The sequence below is a fragment of the Acidisoma sp. PAMC 29798 genome, from assembly GCF_030252425.1.
In the GTDB taxonomy this organism is placed as follows: domain Bacteria; phylum Pseudomonadota; class Alphaproteobacteria; order Acetobacterales; family Acetobacteraceae; genus Acidisoma; species Acidisoma cladoniae.
Window position 1 is genome coordinate 671003 of record NZ_CP126994.1, and the last position, 24823, is coordinate 695825.

At 63.2% G+C, this 24823-nt stretch carries 25 protein-coding genes; 17 read left to right on the forward strand and 8 right to left on the reverse strand.

Annotation, left to right across the window (positions count from 1 at the left end):
* The first annotated feature begins 336 nt into the window (after window positions 1–336).
* Complete coding sequence (gene fusA, locus QP803_RS03285; protein WP_434082882.1) at window positions 337–2433, forward strand: elongation factor G; 2097 nt, start codon at window positions 337–339, stop codon at window positions 2431–2433.
* A gap of 60 nt (window positions 2434–2493) precedes the next feature.
* On the opposite strand, the gene QP803_RS03290 is transcribed toward fusA, so the two are convergent.
* Window positions 2494–4425: a potassium transporter Kup gene (locus QP803_RS03290; RefSeq protein WP_350356060.1), complete on the reverse strand. Its 1932-nt coding sequence runs from the start codon at window positions 4423–4425 to the stop codon at window positions 2494–2496.
* A gap of 189 nt (window positions 4426–4614) precedes the next feature.
* Between QP803_RS03290 and QP803_RS03295 the strand changes: the two genes are divergently transcribed.
* Window positions 4615–4812 (forward strand): hypothetical protein, encoded by a 198-nt coding sequence (locus tag QP803_RS03295; protein ID WP_284946249.1) that lies wholly within the window; start codon window positions 4615–4617, stop codon window positions 4810–4812.
* A 46-nt stretch (window positions 4813–4858) separates the two neighbouring features.
* Here QP803_RS03295 and QP803_RS03300 read toward each other — a convergent pair whose 3' ends face one another.
* Window positions 4859–5800, reverse strand: a complete 942-nt coding sequence (locus QP803_RS03300) for a formyltransferase family protein (protein WP_284946250.1) — start codon at window positions 5798–5800, stop codon at window positions 4859–4861.
* 197 nt (window positions 5801–5997) lie between these two features.
* Here QP803_RS03300 and QP803_RS03305 point away from each other — a divergent pair, with 197 nt between their 5' ends.
* Genes QP803_RS03305 through QP803_RS03315 form a run of 3 tightly spaced genes read left to right on the forward strand, consistent with a single transcriptional unit; the run spans window position 5998 to window position 8804 of the window.
* Window positions 5998–7020, forward strand: a complete 1023-nt coding sequence (locus QP803_RS03305) for a substrate-binding domain-containing protein (RefSeq protein ID WP_284946251.1) — start codon at window positions 5998–6000, stop codon at window positions 7018–7020.
* A 24-nt stretch (window positions 7021–7044) separates the two neighbouring features.
* Window positions 7045–8025, forward strand: a complete 981-nt coding sequence (locus tag QP803_RS03310; protein WP_284946252.1) for an ABC transporter permease — start codon at window positions 7045–7047, stop codon at window positions 8023–8025.
* Complete coding sequence (locus QP803_RS03315) at window positions 8022–8804, forward strand: ATP-binding cassette domain-containing protein (RefSeq protein ID WP_284946253.1); 783 nt, start codon at window positions 8022–8024, stop codon at window positions 8802–8804. Before QP803_RS03310 ends, QP803_RS03315 begins: the two co-directional genes overlap by 4 nt.
* A 1-nt stretch (window position 8805) precedes the next feature.
* Here the strand turns inward: QP803_RS03315 and QP803_RS03320 are convergent, their stop codons facing one another.
* The gene (locus tag QP803_RS03320) at window positions 8806–9045 is read right to left on the reverse strand and encodes a DUF2188 domain-containing protein (protein WP_284946254.1); all 240 of its coding nucleotides are present in this window, start codon (window positions 9043–9045) and stop codon (window positions 8806–8808) included.
* A gap of 128 nt (window positions 9046–9173) precedes the next feature.
* Between QP803_RS03320 and QP803_RS03325 the strand changes: the two genes are divergently transcribed.
* Both QP803_RS03325 and QP803_RS03330 read left to right on the forward strand, forming a co-directional pair.
* Window positions 9174–9461 carry a hypothetical protein gene (locus QP803_RS03325; protein WP_284946255.1) on the forward strand — a complete coding sequence of 96 codons (288 nt, stop codon included), beginning with the start codon at window positions 9174–9176 and terminating at the stop codon, window positions 9459–9461.
* Window positions 9462–9617: 156 nt separating this feature from the next.
* The gene (locus QP803_RS03330; RefSeq protein ID WP_284946256.1) at window positions 9618–10565 is read left to right on the forward strand and encodes an MYG1 family protein; all 948 of its coding nucleotides are present in this window, start codon (window positions 9618–9620) and stop codon (window positions 10563–10565) included.
* On the opposite strand, the gene QP803_RS03335 is transcribed toward QP803_RS03330, so the two are convergent.
* The 3 genes from QP803_RS03335 to QP803_RS03345 are packed head-to-tail and all read right to left on the reverse strand — an operon-like array spanning window position 10562 to window position 13238.
* On the reverse strand, window positions 10562–10729 hold the full coding sequence (locus tag QP803_RS03335; RefSeq protein WP_284946257.1) for a hypothetical protein: 168 nt from the start codon (window positions 10727–10729) through the stop codon (window positions 10562–10564). The two genes, QP803_RS03330 and QP803_RS03335, sit on opposite strands and share 4 nt — an antisense overlap.
* Window positions 10726–11052, reverse strand: coding sequence for an NIPSNAP family protein (locus QP803_RS03340; RefSeq protein ID WP_284946258.1), 327 nt, complete (start codon window positions 11050–11052; stop codon window positions 10726–10728). Before QP803_RS03340 ends, QP803_RS03335 begins: the two co-directional genes overlap by 4 nt.
* A complete protein-coding gene (locus QP803_RS03345; RefSeq protein WP_284946259.1) occupies window positions 11049–13238 on the reverse strand; it encodes a putative bifunctional diguanylate cyclase/phosphodiesterase in 2190 nt (729 codons plus the stop codon). Before QP803_RS03345 ends, QP803_RS03340 begins: the two co-directional genes overlap by 4 nt.
* A gap of 134 nt (window positions 13239–13372) precedes the next feature.
* On the opposite strand from QP803_RS03345, the gene QP803_RS03350 reads away from it, so the two are divergent.
* From QP803_RS03350 to QP803_RS03390, 9 genes are all read left to right on the forward strand, one after another.
* On the forward strand, window positions 13373–14482 hold the full coding sequence (locus QP803_RS03350) for a lactonase family protein (RefSeq protein WP_284946260.1): 1110 nt from the start codon (window positions 13373–13375) through the stop codon (window positions 14480–14482).
* Complete coding sequence (locus QP803_RS03355; RefSeq protein WP_284946261.1) at window positions 14482–16149, forward strand: VRR-NUC domain-containing protein; 1668 nt, start codon at window positions 14482–14484, stop codon at window positions 16147–16149. Before QP803_RS03350 ends, QP803_RS03355 begins: the two co-directional genes overlap by 1 nt.
* Window positions 16150–16164: 15 nt before the next feature.
* Window positions 16165–16614 carry an urease accessory protein UreE gene (ureE, locus tag QP803_RS03360; protein ID WP_284946262.1) on the forward strand — a complete coding sequence of 150 codons (450 nt, stop codon included), beginning with the start codon at window positions 16165–16167 and terminating at the stop codon, window positions 16612–16614.
* Window positions 16607–17272 carry an urease accessory protein UreF gene (locus QP803_RS03365; RefSeq protein ID WP_284946263.1) on the forward strand — a complete coding sequence of 222 codons (666 nt, stop codon included), beginning with the start codon at window positions 16607–16609 and terminating at the stop codon, window positions 17270–17272. Before ureE ends, QP803_RS03365 begins: the two co-directional genes overlap by 8 nt.
* Before the next feature lie 10 nt (window positions 17273–17282).
* Window positions 17283–17978 (forward strand): urease subunit beta, encoded by a 696-nt coding sequence (gene ureB / locus QP803_RS03370; protein ID WP_284946264.1) that lies wholly within the window; start codon window positions 17283–17285, stop codon window positions 17976–17978.
* 2 nt (window positions 17979–17980) lie between these two features.
* Window positions 17981–19687, forward strand: coding sequence for an urease subunit alpha (gene ureC / locus QP803_RS03375; RefSeq protein WP_284946265.1), 1707 nt, complete (start codon window positions 17981–17983; stop codon window positions 19685–19687).
* Window positions 19684–20304 (forward strand): urease accessory protein UreG, encoded by a 621-nt coding sequence (gene ureG, locus QP803_RS03380; protein ID WP_284946266.1) that lies wholly within the window; start codon window positions 19684–19686, stop codon window positions 20302–20304. Before ureC ends, ureG begins: the two co-directional genes overlap by 4 nt.
* Window positions 20305–20353: 49 nt before the next feature.
* Window positions 20354–21112, forward strand: coding sequence for an urease accessory protein UreD (locus tag QP803_RS03385; protein WP_284946267.1), 759 nt, complete (start codon window positions 20354–20356; stop codon window positions 21110–21112).
* Between the two features lie 71 nt (window positions 21113–21183).
* Complete coding sequence (locus QP803_RS03390; RefSeq protein ID WP_284947814.1) at window positions 21184–21876, forward strand: gamma-glutamylcyclotransferase; 693 nt, start codon at window positions 21184–21186, stop codon at window positions 21874–21876.
* Window positions 21877–21935: 59 nt separating this feature from the next.
* Here the strand turns inward: QP803_RS03390 and QP803_RS03395 are convergent, their stop codons facing one another.
* The gene (locus QP803_RS03395; protein WP_284946268.1) at window positions 21936–22793 is read right to left on the reverse strand and encodes a class I SAM-dependent methyltransferase; all 858 of its coding nucleotides are present in this window, start codon (window positions 22791–22793) and stop codon (window positions 21936–21938) included.
* A 14-nt stretch (window positions 22794–22807) separates the two neighbouring features.
* Window positions 22808–23893 carry a transaldolase gene (tal, locus tag QP803_RS03400; protein WP_284946269.1) on the reverse strand — a complete coding sequence of 362 codons (1086 nt, stop codon included), beginning with the start codon at window positions 23891–23893 and terminating at the stop codon, window positions 22808–22810.
* A 299-nt stretch (window positions 23894–24192) separates the two neighbouring features.
* Here tal and QP803_RS03405 point away from each other — a divergent pair, with 299 nt between their 5' ends.
* Window positions 24193–24822, forward strand: a complete 630-nt coding sequence (locus QP803_RS03405) for an ABC transporter substrate-binding protein (protein ID WP_284946270.1) — start codon at window positions 24193–24195, stop codon at window positions 24820–24822.
* Window position 24823: the final 1 nt, after the last annotated feature.

Here is a 24823-nt window from a genome sequence, read left to right on the forward strand (position 1 = left end):
ATGACCTTGAGCGGCCGCCGTTTCACTGGGGCGATGACAGCTTCAGATGCCCGCAGAATTGCGCCTGACTATGGCCAACCTCGTTTATACTTGTTCTGATGATGGTTTGCCTCAAATTGAGCTGGCGTATCGGTCGCGCGTTGATGGCAGGCAGGCGTGGCATTTAGCATCGATCCCGCAGGCAAGCTGCCATCCCAGACACGCAACGCCCAACGCTTGCTAAACCGCCGTCGCTGGCGCAAAAGATGCCCCTCGAAAACACCGGCAATGGGCTGGGACGTGACCGAGCGCGCGGGGCCACTGCCCCTGCCGCGCTTTTCTTGCATGGAGGCAATTGTGACCAGCACCCCGCCGCTTGGCCTGATCCGAAACATCGGCATCACCGCTCATATCGACGCCGGCAAGACCACCACCACCGAGCGTATCCTCTATTACACGGGCGTCTCCCACCGGATCGGTGAGGTCCATGACGGCAATACCACGACCGATTACATGGATCAGGAGCGTGAGCGCGGCATTACCATCACCTCCGCCGCCGTGACCTGTGAGTGGAAGGGTCACCGCATCAACATCATCGACACGCCCGGCCATATCGATTTCAACATCGAAGTGAACCGTTCGCTGCGCGTTCTGGACGGTGCTATCTTCATCATCGAGGGCGTGGCGGGCGTGCAGCCCCAGTCCGAGACCAATTGGCGCCTGGCCGACCGCTATAACGTGCCGCGCATCATCTTCATCAACAAGCTGGACCGCACGGGCGCCGACTTCTACCGCGCCTTTGATACGCTGAAGGAAAAGCTCGACATCGTCGCACTGCCCTTGCAGCTGCCGATCGGCATCGAGGACACTTTCATCGGCGTCGTCGATCTGATTGAGATGAAGGCCATCATCTGGGAAGGCGGCGAGCTTGGCGCGGCCTTCCATGATGCTCCGATTCCCGAGGATCTCGCTGAACGGGCCGCCGAGGCCCGCCAGCTTCTGCTCGATACGGCCGTTTCGGTCGATAACCTGGCCATGGAAGAGTATTTCGAAAAGGGCGACGTTTCGGTCGAGACCCTGAAGCGCTGCATAAAGCGCGGCGCCATCGATGGTACGTTCCGACCGGTTCTGTGCGGCACGGCCTTCAAGAACAAGGGCGTGCAGCCCTTGCTCGACGCCGTTCTCGACTACCTGCCGTCCCCGATCGACGTGCCGGGCATCAAGATCGCCGCCGATGAAGACGTCGAAGACACCCCCGAGCTCGCGGCCGCCCGCCGCGTCATCCCGGCGAACCCCGATGCGCCCTTCGCCGGCCTCGCCTTCAAGATCATCAACGACAAATACGGCACGCTGACCTTCGTTCGCGTCTATTCGGGCACCCTGAAGTCCGGCGACACGGTCATGAACACGACCAAGGACCATCGCGAGCGGATCGGCCGTATGTTCCAGATGCATGCCGACAAGCGCGCCGAGATCAAGGAAGTGTCAGCCGGTGACATCGCGGCCTTCGTCGGCCTCAAGGATACAGGTACGGGCGACACGCTCGCCTCCTCCGATGATCCGGTGGTGCTGGAGCGCATGGCCTTCCCGGTGCCCGTGATCGATATCTCCGTCGAGCCGAAGACCAAGGAGGGCGTCGAGAAGATGACCCTCGGCCTGCAGAAGCTCGCCGGCGAAGACCCGTCGCTGCGCCTCAAGACGGACCAGGAGACCGGCCAGACCATTCTCTCCGGAATGGGCGAGCTGCATCTGGAAATCATCATCGACCGTCTGAAGCGTGAATATGGCGTGGACGCCAATATCGGCGCCCCGCAGGTCGCGTATCGCGAGACGATCTCCAAGTCGCACACCGAGACCTATACCCACAAGAAGCAGTCGGGCGGTTCGGGCCAATATGCCGAGGTCAAGATCACCTTCGAGCCGCTGGAGCGGAACACGGGCGTGGTCTTCGAAAACAAGGTCGTTGGCGGCACTGTCCCCCGGGAATACATTCCGGCCGTAGAAAAGGGCATTCGCGTCCAGGCCGATACCGGCGTGCTCGCGGGCTTCCAGACCGTCGACTTCAAATACACCCTGATCGACGGCAAGTACCATGACGTCGATTCGTCGGCGCTCGCCTTCGAAATCGCCGCCAAGGCCTGCTTCCGCGATGGCATGAAGAAGGCCGGCCCGATCATTCTGGAACCGATCATGGACGTGGAGGTCACGACCCCCAACGACCACGTTGGTGACGTCGTGGGCGATCTCAATCGGCGCCGCGGCATGATCCAGAACCAGGAAAGCTCGGGGTCCACGGTTATCGTGCGCGCCCATGTGCCGCTGAAGGAGATGTTCGGCTATATCTCCCACCTGCGCAGCATGACGAAGGGCCGCGCGTCCTTCACCATGCAGTTCCATCACTACGATCCCGTGCCGCGCAATGTGGCCGACGAGATCATGGCCAAGAGCGCCTAACGCGTCGCAAAACAGAAAAGCCGGCGGTGGGGAAACCTTCCGCCGGCTTTTTTATGGGCGTTACAGTTCCACTTGCCGACCGACCTCCAGGAACCGGTCGGCAGGCAGATCGAAGCGATCCGGCGTCCGCACCGCATTACGATACATGAAGGCGAAGATGACACGCCGCCAGCCTGCAAGCCGGGGGCGGGTCTTGCTGCGGATGACCTCATCCCGCGCGGCGAAGAAGACCGCCTCGTCAAGGTTCAGCGGGCAACCGTGTTCTTGCGCACGAGCGAGGGCCACCGTCAGGCTTGGCACCTCAACGAAACCGAACCGCACCGTCACTCGCCACAGCCCTTCCGCGATGCGTTCCACGCGGGCGCGATCTTCGTCCGCCACGCGGGGAATTTCGTCGAAGACGAGCGTGAGGCTCACCACCGTTTCCTGCAGCGCCTTCATCTCCGCGACGTGGCGCACCAGCACGAGGGGAATGTCGATACCGCTGCGGCTGAGAAACACGGCGGCGCCGTGGACACGCGGGATGTTGCCCTCTTTGAGGTTCGCGAGGAAATCCGCCGGGCGCATTTCATGCTCCGCGAGCCGGGCACGCACCGCATCGACGCCCCGTCGCCAGGTCGTCATGATCAGGAAAATGAAGATGCCAAGGAGAAGCGGCAGCCAGCCGCCCTCCTTCAGCTTGAGTAGATTGGCCGCGAAAAACGCGAGGTCGAAGATCAGGAACCCGCCACTCACACAAAGCGCGAGGGGTTTCGGCCAGTGCCAGAGGTCGCGCATGGCGTTGTAGAGCAGCGCCGTCGTGAGCAGCATTGTGGTCGAGACGGCGGTGCCATAGGCGCCCGCCAGCCGGTCCGAACTCCCAAAGCCGAAGGTGAGGGCGAGGGTGCCGATCATCATCGTCCAATTCACGAAGGGCACGTAGATCTGACCGTATTCGCGGTCCGAGGTTTGGCGAATGTTCAGGCCTGGAAACCAGCCGAGTTGCATCGCCTGTCGGGTGAGGGAAAAGGCGCCGGTGATGATGGCCTGGCTAGCGATGATGGTGGCGACCGTCGCGAGCACCACCAATGGAATGACGGCCCAGCCGGGCGCCAGCTTGAAGAAAGGGTTGCTGGTGAGGCCCGGCGACTGGATCAGTAGGGCGGTCTGCCCGGCATAGCTCAACAGGAGGGCCGGCAATACGATGCAATACCAGGACAGCCGGATGGGGGCGCGGCCGACGCTGCCCATATCGGCATAGAGCGCCTCCCCGCCTGTGATGGCGAGAAAGACGCCGCCAAGCACGATGAAACTGCGCCAGCCATGATGCGCCAAAAACGTGATGCCGTGCCGGGGATCGAGCGCGGTGATCACGGCAGGATGTTTGAGGATACCGAAGAGCCCGAGCGCCGCTATGACCAGAAACCAGATGAGCATGATCGGCCCGAACAGCCGGCCGATGCTGGCAGTGCCGCGGGTCTGTGCCGCGAACAGCGCCAGCAGAACGACGAGCGCCGCCGGCATCACAAAGGGCTTGAGGACATCAGTGGCGACGTTGACGCCCTCCAACGCGCTGAGCACGGAAATGGCGGGCGTGATGATGCCGTCTCCATAAATCAACGCAGCGCCGAAAAGGCCCATGGCGATCAGCACGGCGGCGCCGCGACGGCTGTGGTCCGCGCCGCGTTTGGTGACGAGGGACATGAGGGCGAGGATGCCGCCCTCGCCATGATTGTCTGCCCGCATCACGAGGCCGCAGTATTTGACCGAGATGGTGACGATCAGCGTCCAGACGACGAGGGACAGCAGCCCGAGCGCATTGGCGGCCGAGGGATGACCGCCGATGTCCTCGACGATGGTTTGATAGGTATAGAGCGGACTGGTGCCGAGGTCGCCGAAGACAATTCCCAGAGCGGCGAGGGCGGTGGTGACGCCGATGCCCGGAGGCTCGGGGTGGGCTGCCGTCGGTCGTGGGTTTGGCTGACGATCGTCAGGCGTGGCGATTCCGGTCATGCTGCGGCGACCTCTGAAGAACACTCACCGCTTCCTTGGAACAGCGGCTCGGCCTTGTGTCGAGGGACAGCCGAACAAACACTTCGTTACACGCTGCCTTGGCGGGGCCATGCTTCGGCGCTTGGTGTGCCACCCTGCTAGCGTCTATGGAGGGCAACCCCAGCGACGGGGCAAGACATGGAGTGAGTGATGAAGAACTTTTTACGGACGACGCTGCTCGGCAGCGTTCTGCTGGTCCCCTTGATGCCAGCCGCCTTCGCGCAGCAGCCGCCGCCTCCGCCGGGCGCGCCGATGCACCACCACCATCATCACTTCATGCCGCCGCCCCCGCCGCGCCATCACCACCATGTCCATGACCAACACATGAACCCGCCGCCGCCGCAGTAGCCTCCTCCAACAGTCTACCGTGACGACGGGGAAGAAGTCCCCGCCGTCACGGTGCCGCGCAACGCTCCAGTATCATCGGATTGAACACCGGCAGTTCATCGCCGTGGCAGGTCACTGCAATTGGCGCCAGCATCCGATCGCGTAGATCGGTCGAAATGGCATCCGATACGTCCACCGTCTCTAGCTTGCCAGCAGGCGACACGGATGTCCGTCGCACCAGTGCATCGACCAGGGCGACGGCCAAGGCACCCACCGGCTCCAGCAGTTTGTCGTAAATCATGCGCGGATCGCCCGGCAGCACGCCCGCCTCATTGCACACGCGAACGGACGGAGAGACCGCGACGATATGGCCGCTGTCCACGGCTTCCACCGTATGATGGATGGTCCAGACCGTGGTCGTCGCGCCCCGGTCCATGAGATCCTGGGCAGGCGAAATTCCAGCGCCATAGCCGTGCGCCAGATCTGACGGGTGAAAGTTGTAGATGCCGTAAGCAGGCTTCTCGATGATCCAGCGATCGATCACTTGACCGAAGACGCAGCTGACGATGGCGTCGGGCCGCCACATGGTGAGTAGGTCACGGAACCCTGCAACTTTGACTTCGCCGGTATAGGCAGGCACGCCGGCGGATAAAGCCGCTTCCACCACCGCCGTTTCAGCGGCGACCCGCGCATCCTGATCGAAGTATTTCCAGACACGCTTGCGCAAACCGATCAGGGCCGTGGGATCCGCCGGATCATCCGTCACCACGGCGACAAGTTGCAGGCGGTCGGGGAAGCGTCGCTGATAGGCCTTCGCCGCTTCGAGCACGAGATAGCCGAACTCAAAACTCACGAACAGGACCAGCCGGAGCCCTTGCGGAAGCTCGGCACGAACTTCTTCGGGCGCCGGCAGCACAAGCTCGCCCCATCGCGACCCCGAGACAGCCAAGAATCGCCGGCCAGGACGATCCAAGGCCAAACGATGATTGAGCGCGCTATCCGGCATCATGGCCTATCGCTCCTGGGTGTGACCCGCGCGCCCAATGCTTTCGCTAAGGGCTGACGGCTCCAAAGCCCGATTTTTCGGGCAGTTGCAATCTTGTTGACGCTTTCCACCGGGCGGACGTAGCCTCATCACGGGATCGCCGACGAGGCTCATCAGAAGCACGCGGCCGACCGTCTGGTCGACTTGGGAAGGAAATAACAATGAAGCGCCTCACGCGCCGGTTTTCGACGACGTCCCGTTATCGGGCTCTCCTCGCATCAGCCACCATCCTGTGTCTTGCCACGTCGGCGGTCGCCGTCGGTATTCGCATGGCGCGCGCGGATAGCCCGATCATCGTCGGGCTGGTGACCAAGACCGAAGTCAATCCCTATTTCGTCAAGCTGAGACAGGCGGCTGCGGCGGAAGCCAAACTCAGGGGCGTGCGCCTCATCGCGCGCGCTGGAAAGTTCGACGGCGACAATGAGGGGCAGGTCGCAGCAATCGAATCGCTCATCAGCGCTGGCGCTCGCGGAATCCTGGTAACGCCAAACAACTCAAGCGGGGTCTTGAACGTTGTCAAGGAAGCGCGCGCGAAAGGCATTATCGTCATCGCGCTCGACACCGCAACCGATCCGGCCGATGCCGTCGATGCGACCTTCGCTACCGACAATTTCCAGGCCGGCGTGCAGCAGGGTGAATACGCGAAGGCGGCACTGGCCGGGAAGGCACCGAAACTCGCCATGCTCGATGGAACGCCGGGCGGCACGGTGGATACCTTCCGCCATAACGGCTTCCTGAAGGGCATCGGACTCGCCGAGGGCGACCCCGCCATCCTCGGCAAGGTCATCACCAATGGCCAACAGGACAAAGGCCAGACGGGGATGGAGAATTTGCTCTCCGCGCATCCTGACATCAATGTCGTCTACACCATCAACGAGCCTGCGGCCGAAGGCGCTTTCGCCGCCATCCGCTCGGCCGGAAAGACGAAAGGTATCGTCCTCACCTCCATCGACGGCGGATGCCTCGGCGTCAAATACGTCAAGGCCGGCAAGATTTGGGCGACGGTGATGCAATTCCCGAAGAAGATGGCGGCCGAAGGTGTCGATGCGGTCGTCGATTATGCGAAAACGGGGAAGAAGCCGACCGGATTCGTCAATACCGGATCGGACGTGATCACCGGGCAACCGATGCCCGGCGTGCCGTCGCAGGATCTGACCTTCGGTGTGAAGAACTGCTGGGGCTGACGGTCGAGAGTTCGGTTCGCTGGAATGAGCGAGACGCTCACCAAGCGTGATCCGGCGGCCGTGCTGCGCACCCTGGCACGGCCGCCGATCGGATCGCTCATCGTCCTGCTGATTTTCTGCGCCATCTTCTCGGTGATGACGAACACCTTCCTCGCACCGGGCAATCTGTCGCTGGTGGTGCAGCAGAGCGTGATCGTCGGCACCCTGGCGATTGGCGAGACGCTGGTCATTCTGACCGCCGGCATCGACCTTGCCAATGGATCGATCGCTGTGCTGGGCACGATCGTCGCCGGGCGCCTGGTCAATGACGGCTATGACGCCCTCGGCTGCCTCGTGCTGGCGATCGTGTTGTGTACCTGCGTTGGCCTGGTCGCGGGCACGCTTGTCAGCCGGTTGAGGTTGCCGCCCTTCATCGTCACCCTCGGCCTGCTCGGAATCGTCACGGCCGCGACGCGGTTGATCTCGCAAGGCGGCGCATTTCCGGTGACGGATGATCTGCTGGCCTGGACCGGAAACGTGGTCCAGATCGGCGCTGCCCCCGTCACCTATGGCATGGTCATCATGATCGGCCTCTATGGCCTGATCTGGTATATCTTGACGCAGACGGCCTGGGGTCGGCAGATCTATGCCATCGGCAATAGCCCAGCGGCCGCGCGGCTGGTGGGTATTCCCGTCACCCGGCGCATCCTCTCGGTCTATGTTTTCGCGGCCTTCCTCTACGGACTCGGCGCCTGGCTGGCCTTGGGACGCATTCCCAATGCCGATCCGAATGCGCTGCAATCGGCGAATCTCGATAGCATCACGGCCGTCGTCATCGGCGGCACCAGTCTGTTCGGCGGTCGCGGCAGCATCTGGGGCACGCTGGTCGGCACGCTCATCGTCGGCGTGCTGCGCAATGGCCTGACGCTCGTGGGCATCGATCCGCTATGGCAGGATCTCGTCACCGGTGTGCTCGTCATCGCGGCCGTGGCGCTTGACCAGCTGTCGCGCTGGAGACGGATGTGAGTGCCACTGCGCCGATCGTTCTGGAAACCCGCAAGGTCATCAAGCGCTACGGCCATGTCACGGCCCTTGGCGGCGTCGACTTTGAATTGCGGGACGGGGAAGTGCTTGCCGTCATCGGCGACAATGGTGCTGGCAAAAGCACCCTGGTGAAGGTGCTGAGCGGGGCGGTAACACCCGATGAGGGGGAGGTGCTGCTGGACGGCAAGCCGATCCATTTCAGCAGTCCGCTTGATGCGCGGGTGCGGGGGATCGAGACCGTCTATCAGGAATTGGCCGTGGCCCCGGCGCTCGATATCGCCAGCAATCTGTTCCTCGGGCGGGAATTGCGCCGGTCGGGTCCACTCGGACGCTGGTTCCGCATGCTGGACAAGCCGCGCATGCGGCGCGAAGCGCAGCGACACATGGAGGAGTTGAAGTTCCGGCTACCCGGCATTCGCCACGCGGTGGAGGATCTGTCGGGCGGCCAGCGCCAGGGTGTGGCGGTGGCGCGCGCCGCCGTCTTCGCGCGCAAACTGGTCATTATGGATGAGCCGACGGCCGCCCTCGGCGTGCGAGAAACCGGCCAGGTGCTGGATCTGATCAAGGCCATTCGTGATCGTGGCCTGCCAGTGATCCTGATCAGCCACAATATGCCCAATGTCTTCGAGGTGGCGGACCGCATTCATGTCATGCGCCTCGGCAGACGCGTCGCGCTGACGACGCCGAAGGCGCATTCCATGGCGGATGTGGTGGCCATCATGACCGGCGCCATGCCGGGCACGGACTCCGCGCCGGAGTGACTTAGCCGCTCACGTCGCCGTCGGGCCGGTCGTCGCCCTCGGCCACTTCCGTGCGCCAGACGCCGTCTGCGTCCTGATATTCGATCTGTGTGGTGTCGCCCGGTATATGCTGCTCGGTCACCACGCGCTTAGCGGCGGCAAAGGCCGCGTCATGGGTTGCGAAGGGTTCGGAGAAGACGTCATTGAGCTTATAGGCCCAGCCGCCGTCATGCTGCACGATTTTGTAGTGAATCTTGGCCATGGTGCTGTTCCTTAACTGCGGTCAATGCAGTCCTACCCTATCTGGGGCGACTTGCGCGACCTGCCACCCGACCCTTGCGCTCCCGGCAGGGACCCTTAATTGATGGGCATCGCACAAAGGGCCTCCGCATGAACGACGCAATCGATTTCGTGCTTACGCTGATCTTGCGCCTGGTGGCGGCCGTGATGACGGTGATCGGCGCGGTGGACGATTTTTTCCGCCACCTGCTGATCCAGGCCGGGATCAACGGCCAGCTTCAGAGTGCCATCCTGATCATCATCGCCGTCCTTCTCATGATCGCGGCCTTGCGCCTGCTCGGCGGCGTCTTCGGCGTGCTGATTACCATTCTGCTGGTGCTCGTCGTTCTGCACCTGCTGATGCCGGGCATGCATATTCCGACAGAGATCCACGTTTAACAGCCAGGTGCCGAGACGCGGCAGCGACGGCGTAGAGATTGTAACGCATGGTAACGCAGAGGCGCCGTGGCGTGTTGGCAGCATCCTCGTAACGATGGCAGACAGAGACAAGAAGTTGGTATAATCGACGCGATCTGAGTGTAATCGGATTGCAACATGGCGAATGACACCCTTCCAATTCTCGTCACCCACAGTGGCAAGTTTCATTGCGACGAGGTTTTCGCCTATGCCGCGCTCCGCCTGGCGTTAGGCCTGGAGGAGGCGGGGCGCGACCATGTTTTGCTGCGCACGCGCACGCCGGAACTGATCGCGTCCGGGACGATCGTTTGGGATGTCGGCACTGTCTACGACGAGGACACTGGCCGGTTTGACCATCACCAGCGCGGCGCACCGCTGCGCAGCGATGGCACGCCTTATTCCTCGGCGGGCTTGATCTGGAAAGCCTATGGTCTTCGTGCCGTGAAGGCCCTGCTGGCGCCGTTGGGCTGCGAGCGCTTCGCCCAGGCCATCGCCGCCGAAGTGGATGCAAGCGTGGTGCGCCGGATCGATGAGATCGATAATGGCGTCTCACCGGCCGGTCCCGTGGCGCGAGACAGCCTGGGCCTCGCGAGCCTGGTGGGCGATTTCAACCCGAACTGGGACGACGCGGCCTCCACCGGCCCGACCGCGGGGGATGCGGCCTTTATGGAAGCGGCTGCCCTGGTCACGGGCGTTCTCAAGCGCCGCGTCGAGAGCCTTCGCGCACGCCACATGGCGGAGTCCGAAGTGCTTGACGCGCATCGGTCGGCGGAGGATCCCCGGCTTCTCATCCTCGCTCGCGGGATGCCCTGGAAGAACGCGGTGTTCGCGCATGACCTGCCTGTGATCTTCGCGGTGACCCCGGCATCGAACGGCAACTGGATGTTGGATACCATGCCGCCGGAGCCCGGCTCATTCGCGCAGCGTTTGCCCTTGCCCGAGGCTTGGGCGGGTTTGCAGGCAGATGAGCTTGCCGCCGAATCCGGCGTGCCGGATGCGGTCTTCGTGCATTTGCGCCGCTTCGTGGGGGCTGCGCGGTCCCGCGACGGCGCGGTGGATATGGCCCGCAAGGCTCTCGCGCTTTAACGGCTAGAGGCGGTCCCCACGAAGAAGGTGGCACTGCCGGGCAGGTGCGCGGTGAACGACCCCGGCGCCGCGCTTTGGTCGCTTGCCGGCGGCGGCGCCTGATCTTCGCAAGCGGAGAGCAGGCCCACCATCAGCACGATCGCGACGATGCGCGGCAGGATCACGTCACGCTCGAAAAACGTGTGGGTGTCAGCAACTCATTGACGACATGCGCCACGATCTGGCCATCCTTCTCCGTCTCGGCGCGCTTTTGGATCCATTCCGGATCGGCCAGAAATGCGGTCCATTTTGTCTCCCGTTCCGCCAGGCTTTGCCAGGCCAGAAGATAAGTCAGCGTCTGGTTCGAGCTACCGACCAGTGTGGTCCAGAACCCGGCCTGGCGGATACCGAGACGTTGCCAGATTCCGAGAGTGATGGTCTCGAACCTGTTCAAGACCGCCGGAAGACGGCCGGGCACGCAATGATAGACACGCAGCTCATAGATCATGACGTCGTCTCCACGGGGTTTTTGGCGCTGTGCTTGATTTCGGCCAGCCAGGTATCGAACTCCTCGGGTCTCATCGGACGCGCGAAGATAAAGCCCTGCACCGAGTCGCAGCCCGCGCGCGTGACGAGCGCGAGCTGCTCGGCTTTTTCCACACCCTCGGCCACGACCTTCAGGCCAAGCCCATGGGCGAGTTGCACGATGGCGGTCAGCATCGTCGCGCCCCCTGAACTGGCCGTTGCGTCGAGAACGAAGCTGCGGTCGAGTTTGACGGACGCGAGCGGCAGGCGCGGCAATTGTGACAGGGACGAATAGCCGACACCGAAATCATCCATTGCAACCGTGAAACCCGCCTGCCGCGCTTCGCGCAAGGCGCGAATCGCGTCCTCATCCGTGAAGGCGCCCTCGGTCACTTCGATGCACATGGCGCTGGTCGGAAGATCCGCCTGCCACAGCATGCGGACCAGGTCGCTGATGACATCACCGCTCGCAAATTGGACGGGCGAAATATTGAGGTTGATCACGGGTGCGTCTTCGTGATCGCGCACCCGCCAGAGTGCTGCCTGACGGACAGCGGCGGCCATGAGTTTGAGGCCGAGCGGGACGATGAGCCCCGTCGTTTCGGCAACCTGAATAAAGCGATTGGGTGGAATTGCACCCATCTGGGGGTGCATCCAGCGCGCCAGCGCCTCAACCGCAACCAAGCGGCGGTCGGAGAGGCGAATGATCGGCTGATAGACGAGACTCAACTCATCCTGATGGTTCAGCGCCTCATACAGATCTTGCTCCAGTTCGATCTGGCTGCGCCGTTCCGAATGCATGAGGCTGACGAAGGGCATGGCCTGATTGCCGCCCCGTCGCTTCGCGACATGCATGGCGCTGTCGGCTGCCTGCCGCAAATCCGCCTCTGGCGCGGTCTCACTATGGGCCACACCGACACTCGCCGTGAGATGAAAGCGTCGCTCCCCAATCTTGAAGGGAATGCCGAGCGCCGCGGTGACCGCGACCGCCATATCCTCCGCCTCTCGTGGCGAAACCCCGACGCAGTAGATGGCGAATTCGTCGCCCCCGACACGACCCACGGCATGAGGTCCGGCGACCGTCCGCAGGCGACGCGCAACCTCGACGAGCATGTCATCCCCGATCCGATGGCCGAAGGCCTCATTGACCGCGCGAAAGCGGTCGAGATCGATGAACAATGTGGCCGCAATCGGCGGTCGCTGATCACTGTCACGCGGGGTCCGCAACTGCTCCATCCGGTCGCGGCTGAGAAGGCCGGTCAGCGCGTCCGTGCTGGCGGCCGCCAGCACGGAGGCTTCGGCTCTCCGCCGGCGCCGATCGATGCGCTCGGCGCGGGTGGAGGCCACGGTGACCAGAACCCAGGTCAGGATGATGACCGCCGCAGTCTGATACGACAGGGATGTCTGGGCTTCCACGGAGCTGAGGCCGTGAAAATGCATCGACCGCGACATCACCCAGCCGATCAGCACCAGCAGCGGCGTTGCACAGCCGAGCAGGATGCGGGCGAGCCGCCCGGGTTCGGAATCCGCCACCAGCGGCCGGAGGAAGCCATGTCGCGGTGTGGCGAATAAGGTCGCGATAACCAGAAAGCTGGCGGCCAACACGGTTTGCGGTGCCAGACCGCCACGAAAGGTCGATACGCCGTCGATATAGCCGACAAGGGCGACGATCACGAGCCCGATCGCGCCGAAGGCGGCAGCCTGGGAGGCTGCGGGCCAGCGCAGCCACCGCAGGATTTCCGACACGGCGATCGCTGTCAGGACGCGCGCCGCGTTGGTGCCGACCTTGATGGGAGATCCCGATGGCTGCTCCGCCACGATATGCCCGAACGGCGTGATGTCGGTCAGGAAGGTCGTGCCGATCAGGGGCCGGGCAAACCGCAGCAGGAGGATGGTGAGCGCGGTCAGCACCGCGAGACGGGCCAGGACCCGCATTCGTCGTGGACGGCCACGTGTCGGTAAAAAGCCCAGGCCCAAAAGAACGAGACAGATCGCGGTCAGTGGGTGCGTAGCCGGGACACCTGGCGACAGCCGCCATGTCCAATCGATATGGAGAGCGTAGCCGAGGAGCACCAAGGCGCCCACGATGGCCCCGCCGATCGCACCCATGATGCGCGATCGGGTTATCAGCCAGCGGACGGTGAGGGCGGGGACGCTTTCAGATTGCATCGTCAAACCATTGCACGTCACGCGAGTAGCGTCTGCATGGCTTGACGGGTCTTGTCGTCCTCAGCCTGGGATCGACAGCCTATTGGCGCTATGGTCCCGACAGGTTCACCTCCTGTTCTGGGGACATAGTTCGCATGACATCATCCACGCTGATGATCGTCGGTAGTCTCAATCGTTTGGCGCCCTATTTTCGCGCCGCGCGGGGCATCGGCCTCAGTGTCTATGCCTTCGACGAGATGACGGCCGAGGCCACGCTTGTTGGGGCGACCGGGGCCATCGACAATCCCAGCTTCCTGTCTGTCCACGGGAGTGGACAATACATCTACACCACGAGCGAAGTGTCCCATTGGGCGGAAGGCCTGGTCAGCGCCTGCGCACTGGCCCCTCCGGCGACGAGGCTGCGCGCCATCAATATGCAGCCGAGCCTTGGCAGCATCGCCGCCCATAACAGTATCGACGGCACTGGCCGCTTTCTGCTCGTCGCCAATTACAGCATGGCGGCCGAGGATGAGGGGCCGAACCAGGCCGTAGCGGTCTTTCCTATTCGCGGCGATGGTGGCCTGGCCCCTGCGGTGTCGAGTGTGGCGCATGTTGGGCACGGGCCGGACCCGGATCGGCAGGAGCGTTCGCATCCCCATTGCGTGCTGACGAGTCCGGATAATCGTTTCGTCCTCGTCGCCGATCTTGGTCTCGACGCGATCTTTTCCTATGCCTTCGATGAAGCGACGGGACATCTGGGGGCCGCGACGCGCATCGCGCTGCCGCCAGGATCGGGGCCACGGCACCTGGTGTTCCATCCCGGCGGCCGACTGGTCTTCGTGAGTTGTGAACTCAATTCGACGGTTCTCTCCTTTCACTACGACGCGCCGGGCGGCACGCTGCGCGCGTTGGATGGCGCGCCCACCTTGCCGGCGGGTGAGACGATCGAGAATTATTGCTCGGATCTTCAGGTGCATCCCAATGGGCGTGTGCTGTATGTGGCGAACCGAGGGCATGACAGCATCGCCATGGTGTCGATCGAGCCTGAAACCGGTACATTGGCATTGCTGACGACGCGCGCCTGCGGGGGGACGACACCGCGCAACCTGGCGATTGATCCCTCTGGCGGTTTTCTGGCCGTCGCGAACCAGAATTCCGACACGATCGTCTTCTTTCCGATCGATGCCGAAACCGGTGCCATGGGTGAGGCACTTCCCGCGCTCGCGCAAGGCACGCCGATGTGCATCAAGTTCGTGCGGATCTGATGCCTCTCGATCCTGTCTATTATGTCGATGATTTCGGACAGGTGATTGCAGGCGTGCGTGCGCGCTACGGGTTTCTTTTGAACGGGGCGGAGCAGCGCCACCTGGCGACGCTGGACGGCCTGGGGCCGACGGCGCGGATGCTTTATGCGCGATTGGTGAACCGTAAGGGGCCGTGCTTTCGGGTGGCGAGATTAACCTACCCGGAGATCGGCAGCCTGAGCGCGGCCTTGGCCGAATTGCTCGCGGAAGGTTTGGTCGAGCCTTGTGATGATGCAATGGACCCGGATGCGCGTGCGCGGCTGTATGCCTGTTTCACGCATGCCGAGTTGAAGGCGAGCCTGCGGCCGCATGCGCCGGCGGGACCCCGCAAGGACGCGCTCCTGACCTGGCTCTCGGCCTGGGACGGGTGTGACGCGTGGCTGATGGCGTTTCTGCGTGCGCATGAGGTGGTGCGCATCCCGGAGCGCGATCCTTGGGCCTTCTTGCGATTTCTATTCTTCGGCGATTTGCGGGACAATCTTTCCGATTTTGTGACGCGCGCGCTCGGCCATATCGTGACCGAGACGGTGGAACCCGCGCGGTTGCGCGCGCATTTCCAAACGCGTGGTGCGGCCGATGATGCCTATCGCATGGCCATGCTCTATGCCGCGTTCCGCAGCCGTCGCGACAGACAGCCAGCGGTGGCGACGCTCGCTTGGTGGCAGGCACAGGCAGTGGATCGGGCGGCTTTGAGCGCCGGTGCCTCGACGGTGGACCGGCTGGTCGATCGCCTGGGACGCCTGCTGGAACGTGAAGGCGAGATGGATGCGGCGCTTGCGCTATACGCAACCTGCCCGGTCGCACCGGCGCGCGAAAGGCGCGCGCGTTTGTTGATCAAACGCGGGCGGCGCGACGAAGCTCTGTCTGTCCTGGGTGCCATGGCGGAAAGCCCCTGCCATGCCGAGGAAGACTATGTCGCCCGGCATTTGCTGGCGCGATTGGAGAAAAAGTCTCGTCGCAGTGAGGCGCGGCATTATCAGCAGACGAGCGATTGCCTGGTCATCGACTATCCCGATGGTGCGGTCGAGGCGGCGGTCTTGGCGCATTACCACGCGGCCGGATGGCAGGGTGTGCATTCCGAGAATTGGCTATGGAACGCGGCCTTCGGTCTGCTGCTCTGGGATGTCATCTATGACCCCGATATCGGGGTGTTTCACTCGCCGTTGCAATTCGCACCTTCGGATTTGCATGAGCCGGTGTTCTATGAGCGGCGGCGCGGGGCGATTGAGGCGCGGCTGGCGCTTTTGGCCGATCCCGGCGCCGCGCATGCGGTGATGATAGGTCATTTCGATGCCAAACTCGGCATCGCCAATCCCTTTGTTCATTGGCACGAGGATTTGCCGCGCCTTTTGGGCATCCTCGTAGATCGGCTGCCGCCACATGGCCTTGCGGAGGTGTTGCGGCGGATCGGGCGCGACATCAAGCGACACGCGCGTGGCCTGCCGGATCTGTTCCTCTGGACCGATGACAGTTACCGGTTCGTGGAAATCAAAGCAGAGAACGATCACCTGTCTCCACACCAATACCAATGGCTGCGTTACTTTGCCGACTCCGATATTCGTGTCTCGCTGGAGAAGATCGCGCGGCCTCGGGGCGGCGTCAGTTGCTTGACCGCTTCGGCGTTGTGAGCAAGGATTATTGCCATGCAGTCTTCTGTCGTCATCGAGACTATTCTGGGCGGCCGGGACGACGCCGACCTTGCCGAGCGGCTGCATGAGGTCGGGCATCACGGGCAGGTCGAGACGCTGGTCATCGAACCCGCCGACCTGCCGCGCCGGCGGTTTCATGCCGAGACGGACCACGGCACCGCGTGCTTCGTCTCACTGCCGCGTGTGGCCACGCTGTTCGATGGCGCGGTGCTGCATCTGGAACCGCATCGCGCCATCGTCGTGCGGGTCGGCGAGCAGCGCTGGCTGCGCCTGAAACCCGGCCCGGATGCCGGGTTGGAACTCGGCTACCGCGCCGGCAATCTGCATTGGCGCGTACGCTTCGAGGCAGATTGCCTGCTCGTGGCGCTGGATGGGCCGATCGACACCTATCTTGCACGCCTGCAAGACTTCAAGGAGTCCGGCAAGGTCTTCGTTCTTGAGTGATGCGATCGAACATCTTCTGACAGCATTGCAGTTCGGGGATGGCCAATTTCCCGGCGGCGGCTTCGCCTTTTCCTGGGGTTTGGAAACGCTGGTTGGGGACGGCAAACTCGGCCGGGCGGCCTTCGCCGATTTCCTCGAAGGACAATTGCTTCATCGCTGGGCTTCCTTCGATCGTGTGCTGATCGCCCAGGCCCATGCGGCGAAGAGCGTCATGCGACTCCTCGAACTCGATGATCTGACCGATGCTTTTTTGACCGTCGAGAGCGCGCGTCTGGGTTCTCGACGAGCCGGGGGCGCCCTGCTGGGCACGCATCTGCGCCTCGGCACGCCGGGCGCTGCGGCCATCAAATCGGCGGCACTCTACACACATCTTCCCATTGTCCAGGGCGTCGTTCTATCAGGCATCGGCCTTGATGAGACTGCGGCGCTCGCGGTGAGTGCCTATACGATGGCGCAAGCGCTGTGTACGGCGGCGATCCGTCTCGGCTTGATCGGTCATCTGGATGCGCAGCGCGCGCTCACGCGTATGCGGCCGGTGGTGGCGGAGATCCTGTCCGGACCGAACCCCAATCTCGATGATATTTCAACCTTCGTGCCTGTGACCGACATCGCCATGATGCGGCATTCAAGCCAAGCGCAACGTCTGTTCTCGAACTGAAGGGCGGAAGATGAACCTCGCACCGACCGAGCTTGAGCGCCTCACCCTCTTCATGGCCGCCGAACATGCGCGGCGCCTGCGTGCCGTGGGCGTGCGGCTGTCCCACCCCGAGGCGGTGGCCCTGATTGCCGATGAGATGATGCTCGCAGCACGACGCGGCATGACCTATGAGGCGATCGTGAATATGGCAGGGCATGTTCTGACCGCCGATGATGTCGAGCCAAGCGTGCCAGCGATGGTCGAGATGATTTCAGTCGAGGGCAATTTCACGCAAGGCACCAAGATGGTCATCGTCTTCAACCCCATCGGGCCAGGGTCAGAACCGGTGGAGGAGATGTTTGAGGCGGGTGAGGTGATCACACCGGACGGCGAGATCGAGCTGAACGCCGGCCGGCCGAAGATCGTGATCGACGTCATCAATACCGGCGACCGCGATATTCAGGTGCGCAGCCATACGCATTTCTTTGAAGTCAATCGCGCCTTGGATTTCGATCGTGCCCGGGCCTTCGGCATGAAGCTGGATGTTCTGTCAGGTGGGGGCTTTCGCTTCGAGCCGGGTCTGCGCAAGCGCGTGACGCTGGTGCCTTTGGCCGGCGATCGCATCGTGCGTGGCCAGGCAGGCCTGACGGAGGGGCACTTGGATGATGAGGCGGTGAAGCAAGCGGCGTTCGCGGCGGCGAAAGCCGCTGGTTATCGGGGGGCGTGAGCATGGCCACCATCTCCCGCCGCGACTATGCCGCCACCTATGGCCCCACGACGGGCGACATGATCCGTTTGGGCGATACCAACCTGTTTGCCGAGATCGAGCGCGACTATACGATCTATGGCGATGAGTTGACCACCGGCGCAGGCAAGATGATGCGCGATGGGGAGGGGTTCCAGACGACCGGCACCTATGCCTCCGGCGCGCTCGATTCCGTCATTCAAAACGCCACTATCATCGATCCTGTGCTTGGCATCATCAAAGCCGATATCGGTATTCGCGACGGTCTCATCGTCGGCATCGGCAAGGCCGGCAATCCCGATATCATGGCGGGCGTCGATCCCCATCTGCGCACCGGGCCGAATACCACCGTCTATCACGGCGAGCCCTATATCATCACGGCCGGCGCGGTGGAGGCGCATGCGCATTTCCTGTCACCGCAGCAATCCGAGCACGCTCTTGCAGGCGGGATCACCACGATCATCGGCATGTCGCCAGGACCGCATTTCGATGTGAGCTGTTCCGGCCCCAATGTGCTGGGTCAACTGATCCAGGGTGCCGACAATTCCTGCCTCAACTTCGGTTTCCTAGGGCGCGGCTGTTCCGATCCCGGTGCCGTTGAGGAGTCGGTCGCGGGTGGTGCGCTGGGTGTGAAAATCCATGAGGATTTCGGTGCTTCCGGCGCGGTCATCGACGGGTCGCTGATTGCCGCCGATCGCCATGATTTCTGCGTCAATCTGCATACCGACACGATCAATGAATTCGGCTTCTGCGAAGACACGCTGCGGGTGATCGGCGACCGCACGATCCATATGTATCATACGGAGGGCGCCGGAGGCGGCCACGCGCCGGACCTGCTGCGCGTCAATGGCCAGATGAACGTGTTGCCATCGTCCACCAACCCGACCAATCCCTTTACCTCCTACGCCCTCAATGAGGGGCTGCCGATGACGATGCTGGCTCATGTCATGAACTGGCGCTTGGCGGAGGATCTGGCTTTCGCGGAATCGCGCATCCGGCCGCAGAGCATGGCGGCGGAGGATTTCCTGCATGACATGGGCGCCATTTCCATTTTCGCGACCGATAGCCAGGGCATGGGCCGTTTGGCCGAAAATGTCGCGAAATGCTGGCAACTCGCGAGCGTCATGAAGGGTCGTGTCGGGCGCCTGCCGGAGGAAACGACAGCGCGGGCCGATAATGAACGCATCAAGCGCTACATTGCCAAATATACGATCAACCCGGCCATTGCGGCGGGGATTGACGACCATGTCGGGTCAATCGCGCCGGGCAAGATGGCCGATCTGGTCTTCTGGAAGCGCGCGGCCTTCGGCATCAAGCCGTGGCTGGTGATGAAGCGCGGCTTCATCGCTTGGGCTGTGATGGGGGATGCCAATGCCAGCCAGATTGACAGCGAGCCGATGATCCAGCGGCCCATGTGGGGCTCGACCGGCGTCTCCCCGCAGCATCTGGGCGTCACTTTCGTGTCGAAGCTCGCGATCGAGGCCGATATCCGCACAAAACTCGGTGTCGGCAAGAAGCTAGTGGCGATCCGCAACGTACGGCGTCTGACCAAGCGAGACATGATCCGCAACGATGCCCTGCCGAAGATCGAGGTCGATGCGGCGAGTTTCGAGGTGCGTGCCGATGGCCTGCTGCTGATGTGCGAACCCGCCGCCGTGGTGCCGCTCAACAGAAAGTACATGCTGCGATGACACAGCAAGGCGCGGCGCGGGTTGGCATCGGCGGTCCGGTGGGGTCAGGCAAGACAGCGCTCGTCGAGCAGTTGATTCCCGTCTTGCGGCGGCGCGGCGTCGATCTCGCCATCATCACCAATGATCTCGTGACGCATGAGGATGCCGAGCGTCTGCGCCGCACCCGCCTCTTAGCCCCAGAGCGCATTCTGGCGGTGGAGGCGGGCGCTTGCCCCCATACCGTGATCCGCGAGGATCCGACGCTGAACATGGAAGCGGCCGACAGCCTCGATCGTGCCTTCCCCGATCTCGACCTTATTCTGATCGAAAGCGGTGGCGACAATCTTGCCTCGACCTTTTCGCTCGATCTCGTGGATTACTGGCTTTTCGTGATCGATGTCGCAGGTGGGGATGATATTCCACGCAAACGCGGACCCGGCGTCATCCAGTCCGATCTTCTCGTCATCAACAAGGTCGATCTTGCACCCTATGTCGGTGTCGATCTGCCGCGCATGGTGGCCGAAGCCATCGACGTGCGGCGCGGGCGGGCCGTGATCAGCACCAATTGCCGTGTGGGGGAGGGGATCGAGGCTGTGGCGGATGCTCTGTGCAAGGCGGTGCTCTATCAACCAGCTTGACCTGAGTTTCGCGGCGATCGGTGGACGAACCGGGATTGCGCATCGGTATGTGAGTTATCCGTTCCATGTCACCAGCGCGTTGCGCAATGTGGGGCCAGATGCACAGGTGATTGTGCAATCGGTCTCGGGCGGGTTTTTCGGCGGCGAGGTGCTCGGCCAGCGCATTGCGGTGGGCGCAGGTGGACAAGCCACTGTGAGCTTTCCCTCCGCTGCCGTGGTTCATGCGCAGGGCGCGAAGGATGCGCCGCGGCAATCGGTTTTGCTGCATGCCGAGGCCGGCGCGACATTGGCCTATCTGCCGCGCCCGCTGATCCTGTTTCCCGGCGGCGCGCTGATCCAGGCGATGGACATCACCGTCGCCGAGGGCAGTGCGGTCATGATGCGGGACGGCGTCTTGATGCATGATCCGCACGGCATGGCGGCGGCGGACCGCCGCTTGGACAGCCGCATCACGGTGCGGCGCGCATCGGGCCATATCATCGCCCTGGACCGGATGCAGGTCACGGACGGGCTGATCGCGGCGGCGACCCCTGGTGTCACGCATGGGTTTCGCGCCTTCGGCAGTGTGTGGCTGATCCGACAGATGGATGTGCCGGCCTTGAAGGCGGCGGTGGCGGAGGCGTTTGCCCATGAGGACGCCTGTTATGTGTCGACGACCGCGTTGCGCGATGATGGCGGCGCGCTGATCCGCGTGGCCGCGCGGGACGGCGGTGATCTTGAAGTGGCGATGGACGCCATTCACCGCATCGTCGTTGATCCATCCACGGGGGAGACGCCCCAGGGCGCGCGATATCGCGATCAGCCATGACATGTCTTATCCGCCCGGCCTGGCACGATCCGTGCTAGACCTCCAACGGATGGCTGCGGGTATTGAGTGAAATGGACGACGAGCATTTTCTGTCACGGGCCTTTATCGAAGCCGGTGGCATCGAGACCTTGGTCGCGCAGGACGCGCCGGAGATGAAGATTCTCACCGAAGCCGAGCGCGCCGAGACCCTGCGCACTACATTAGATGCCCGGCCGCCTGGCGCTGCCTGGCTATTCGGCTACGGCTCCCTGATCTGGAACCCGACCATTCGCAGTGTCGAGCGCCGTACCGCACGCATTGAAGGTTGGCATCGTGCCTTCTGCCTCGTCACCCGTGCGGGCCGCGGCTCTAAGGAGCATCCGGGGCTCGTCCTGGGCCTAGAGGAGGGTGGCAGCTGCACGGGTATGGCGCTGCGCATCGAGGATGACGTGCTGGAATATGAGTTGAGCCTGCTGTGGCGGCGGGAGATGCTGACCGGCGCCTATGTGCCGCGTTGGGTCGATTTGCTGGACGATCAGGGTGTGCGGTTCGGCAGCGCCGTCACCTTTACCGTGAATGTATTGGGCGAGCAGTACGCCGGCCACCTCGCCCGTTCCACGGTGATCGAGAGCCTGGCGACGGCAACCGGCACGCTCGGCAGCGCCGCCGATTACCTGTTCCGCACCTGTGACGGGCTCCGCATGTATGGCATTCCCGATGCCGAGCTTGACCAGCTCGCGGCCGAGGTCGGCGCCGCGCAGGGTCAGGATGGTCTTAGGAGTTAAAGACTACGATGCGGCGATGGCAGGGCGGAAAAGCGTAGCGCATTCCGCCAAACCTCGGCCTAAGCCCGGGCGGACACCAGCCAGATGGCGCCGCCGAGGGTAATGCCCTTAGGACCGTCATAAGGGCGTAGCGCCTCTTTCACGGCCTCGCGGGCGCGCAACTGAACCTCCGGCTCGGCGACGGCCAAAAGACGCGAGAGCGGGCCCACCACACGGGTCGCGAATTCCGTGGCTGCGTCCAACTGGCCGGGCTCAGCGGTATGCATGGGCACATCGCGCGGGGTGAAGGTCACGTCCGTCCAGCCTGCGCCTTCCAATATGCCGCGCACACGCTCGGGCATGGAGAAGCCGAAAGGGCCCGGCGCCGTGGTGTCGATCGGTTCGGGGGGCGGCAGAAAAGGGTGCGCCGCCGTCATCGGGATGGTGAACCAGGTGTTTTCCGGCAGCGGTCGCCAGACGGCACACAGCAGCCGGCCCCCGGGCTTCATGCCGCCGCGCAGGTTCGCGAAGGCCGCGACGGGATCGGCGAAGAACATGACGCCAAAGCGGGAGAAGAGCAGATCGATGCCGGCCGCAGGGAAACCGTGGGTCGCGGCGTCCGATTCTTCCACATGCGCGTGAGCCAGGCCCTTGGACGCAATCCGCGCGTTGGCGCGGGCGACCATGGGCGCAGAGACATCAATCCCCAGAACACGGCCGGTCGGCCCGACCCCACGGGCCAGTTCCAGCACCGTGGCACCGCAACCGCACCCGATATCGATGACGCTCTCACCCGTGGCGGGTGCCGCCGCTGCCAGCGCCACCTCCGTCAGCGGCGTGAAGACCGCGTCGATCCGTTCCTGGAACGACGTCCAGGTTTCGGCGGCGCGGTCGTTCCAATAGGCGATCTGGGCGGCGTTGCCGCCGCCCTCCGCCATGTCGCCGTCGGGGATCAGGCGAGCACCTTGCTCTTGGACTTGATGGAGGCCATCAGCTCGTCCCAAGAGGCGACGAAGCCCTTGGCACCGGCCGATTGCAGTTCCATCGACAGCTCGGTCAGGTCGATGCCGGCGCGCAGATGATTGGCGAGAACCTGCTCGCTGGTGCCGCCGTCGCGGGAAATGGCGACCGGGCCCGGGGCGCCATGATCGGCGAAGGCCAGCAGCGTGCCTTCCGGCATGGTGTTGACCGTGTTCGGGGACGCGAGGCCCGCCACATACAGCGTGTCAGAGGCTGCTTTGTCCTTTGTGCCGGTGCTCGCATACAGCAAACGCTGCGGCCGGGCGCCGACGTTCTCGAGGCGCTGCCAGCGGTCGCTGTCCAGCACATCGCGATAGGCCTTGTAGCACTGCTGACCCACGGCGAGGCCGAGCGTGTTCTTCATCTCGGCGGGCACCTTGCCGGTCACCGCGCCATCCCAACGGCTGATGAAGAGCGAGGCGACGGAGCGGACGTCGGCCGACTTGCCTTCGGCGACCCGACGCTCCAGGCCGCGCATATAGGCGTCGGCCGCTGCCTTATAATGGTCGGTCGAGAACAGCAGCGTCACGTTGATCGGCACGCCAGCATAGATGGCGTCTTCGATCGCGGGAAGGCCTTCCTTGGTGCCGGGGATCTTGATGAAGAGGTTCGGCTTGTTGGCCTGCTGATGCAAAATCTTGCACTGATCGACCGTCGCCTTGGTGTCATAGGCGAAGACCGGCGAGACTTCGAGGGAGACGAAGCCGTCAACCGTTCCGGAACGCTCATAGACGGGCAGGAAGAAATCGGCGGCGCGGCTGAGATCCTGCACGGCGAGCTTGAAGAACAGCTCCTCGCCTTCCAGACCATTGTCGAGCTGGCGACGGATCTCTTCATCATACCAAGCGCTGTGGGAGATGGCGTTGTTGAAGATGGTGGGGTTCGACGTCAGGCCGGTGACCGACAATTCGTCGATATAGCGCTGGAGTGTGCCGCTATCGAGAAGATCGCGGGTGATATTGTCGAGCCAAAGGCTCTGCCCCAGACGATTGAGGTCCTTAGGTGCTTCAGAGGCCATGATGTCGGTTCCTTTATGGCGAGTCAGGGGCCGCCGGATCGGCAGAGTTTTGCCCATGATCCCCGGCCGTCGCGGCAATGCAGGATAGTCTGAGTAAGGCTCCGTAGCACGTCTGGTGGAGGGCGAAAATGGGGCGCCGTCTGTGTTCCGGTCACGCTCGGGGTAACGGGGCGAGGTAACGGGGCGGGTGTAACGGGGCGGGTGTCAGGCGTTCACCCTTCGGTTATACCCTTTCCCCTTGTGCCGGTTCCGCAGCGACCTGCCGGGGCTGGGGAAAAAATTGGCAACGGGAGCTGGATATGGCGACGATATTAAGACGTGGCGTGCTGGCGATGGGCTTTTCCCTTGTTATCTTGCCGGCGGTGGCACGGGCCCAGGCTGAAAACCCCGTAACAGCGCCCATTACGGCCTTCAGCGCCGCCCTGCTGTCTGTCATGAAGGCTGGCAACAGAACACCATTCCCGCAGCGCTATCAGATGCTCGCGCCAGCCGTGGACAGTGCCTTTGACCTGCAACGCATTCTGCGCGTCTCGGTCGGACCCTTGTGGAACAGCCTGCCGCCCGATCAGCAGCAGCGGCTGCTGAAGGTCTTTCGGGACTTCATCGTCGTGACCTATGTCTCGAACTTCCATTCCTACCGGAACCGGACGATCACCGTGTCCCCAACAACGCGCCCCGTCGGCATGGATCAGGTCGTGACGAGCATTATCCAGAAGCCCAATCGCGATCCGCTGCGCATCGATTACGTGATGGGCCAGAGCGGCGGCGGCTGGAAAGTGCAAGATATTCTGCTGGACGGCACGATCAGCCGCGTCGCGGTTCAGCGTTCAGACTTCACTGCCCTGGTGTCCAGGGGCGATGCCAGCCGGCTGATCGCGAACCTCAGTCAGAAGGTGGCGAGCCTGTCACACCAAACTATTTCGTCATAGA

Bases quoted from the DNA above. Each gene is read 5' to 3' on its own strand.
- QP803_RS03295 (WP_284946249.1), top strand. From the start codon at position 4,615: ATGAAGAACTTTTTACGGACGACGCTGCTCGGCAGCGTTCTGCTGGTC.
- tal (WP_284946269.1), bottom strand. From the start codon at position 23,893: ATGGCCTCTGAAGCACCTAAGGACCTCAATCGTCTGGGGCAGAGCCTT.
- QP803_RS03405 (WP_284946270.1), top strand. From the start codon at position 24,193: ATGGCGACGATATTAAGACGTGGCGTGCTGGCGATGGGCTTTTCCCTT.
- ureC (WP_284946265.1), top strand. From the start codon at position 17,981: ATGGCCACCATCTCCCGCCGCGACTATGCCGCCACCTATGGCCCCACG.
- ureB (WP_284946264.1), top strand. From the start codon at position 17,283: ATGAACCTCGCACCGACCGAGCTTGAGCGCCTCACCCTCTTCATGGCC.
- ureG (WP_284946266.1), top strand. From the start codon at position 19,684: ATGACACAGCAAGGCGCGGCGCGGGTTGGCATCGGCGGTCCGGTGGGG.
- QP803_RS03355 (WP_284946261.1), top strand. From the start codon at position 14,482: ATGCCTCTCGATCCTGTCTATTATGTCGATGATTTCGGACAGGTGATT.
- QP803_RS03325 (WP_284946255.1), top strand. From the start codon at position 9,174: ATGAACGACGCAATCGATTTCGTGCTTACGCTGATCTTGCGCCTGGTG.
- QP803_RS03305 (WP_284946251.1), top strand. From the start codon at position 5,998: ATGAAGCGCCTCACGCGCCGGTTTTCGACGACGTCCCGTTATCGGGCT.
- QP803_RS03310 (WP_284946252.1), top strand. From the start codon at position 7,045: ATGAGCGAGACGCTCACCAAGCGTGATCCGGCGGCCGTGCTGCGCACC.
- QP803_RS03340 (WP_284946258.1), bottom strand. From the start codon at position 11,052: ATGATCTATGAGCTGCGTGTCTATCATTGCGTGCCCGGCCGTCTTCCG.
- QP803_RS03395 (WP_284946268.1), bottom strand. From the start codon at position 22,793: ATGGCGGAGGGCGGCGGCAACGCCGCCCAGATCGCCTATTGGAACGAC.
- QP803_RS03350 (WP_284946260.1), top strand. From the start codon at position 13,373: ATGACATCATCCACGCTGATGATCGTCGGTAGTCTCAATCGTTTGGCG.
- ureE (WP_284946262.1), top strand. From the start codon at position 16,165: ATGCAGTCTTCTGTCGTCATCGAGACTATTCTGGGCGGCCGGGACGAC.
- QP803_RS03330 (WP_284946256.1), top strand. From the start codon at position 9,618: ATGGCGAATGACACCCTTCCAATTCTCGTCACCCACAGTGGCAAGTTT.
- QP803_RS03290 (WP_350356060.1), bottom strand. From the start codon at position 4,425: ATGACCGGAATCGCCACGCCTGACGATCGTCAGCCAAACCCACGACCG.
- QP803_RS03320 (WP_284946254.1), bottom strand. From the start codon at position 9,045: ATGGCCAAGATTCACTACAAAATCGTGCAGCATGACGGCGGCTGGGCC.
- QP803_RS03345 (WP_284946259.1), bottom strand. From the start codon at position 13,238: ATGCAATCTGAAAGCGTCCCCGCCCTCACCGTCCGCTGGCTGATAACC.
- QP803_RS03300 (WP_284946250.1), bottom strand. From the start codon at position 5,800: ATGATGCCGGATAGCGCGCTCAATCATCGTTTGGCCTTGGATCGTCCT.
- QP803_RS03390 (WP_284947814.1), top strand. From the start codon at position 21,184: ATGGACGACGAGCATTTTCTGTCACGGGCCTTTATCGAAGCCGGTGGC.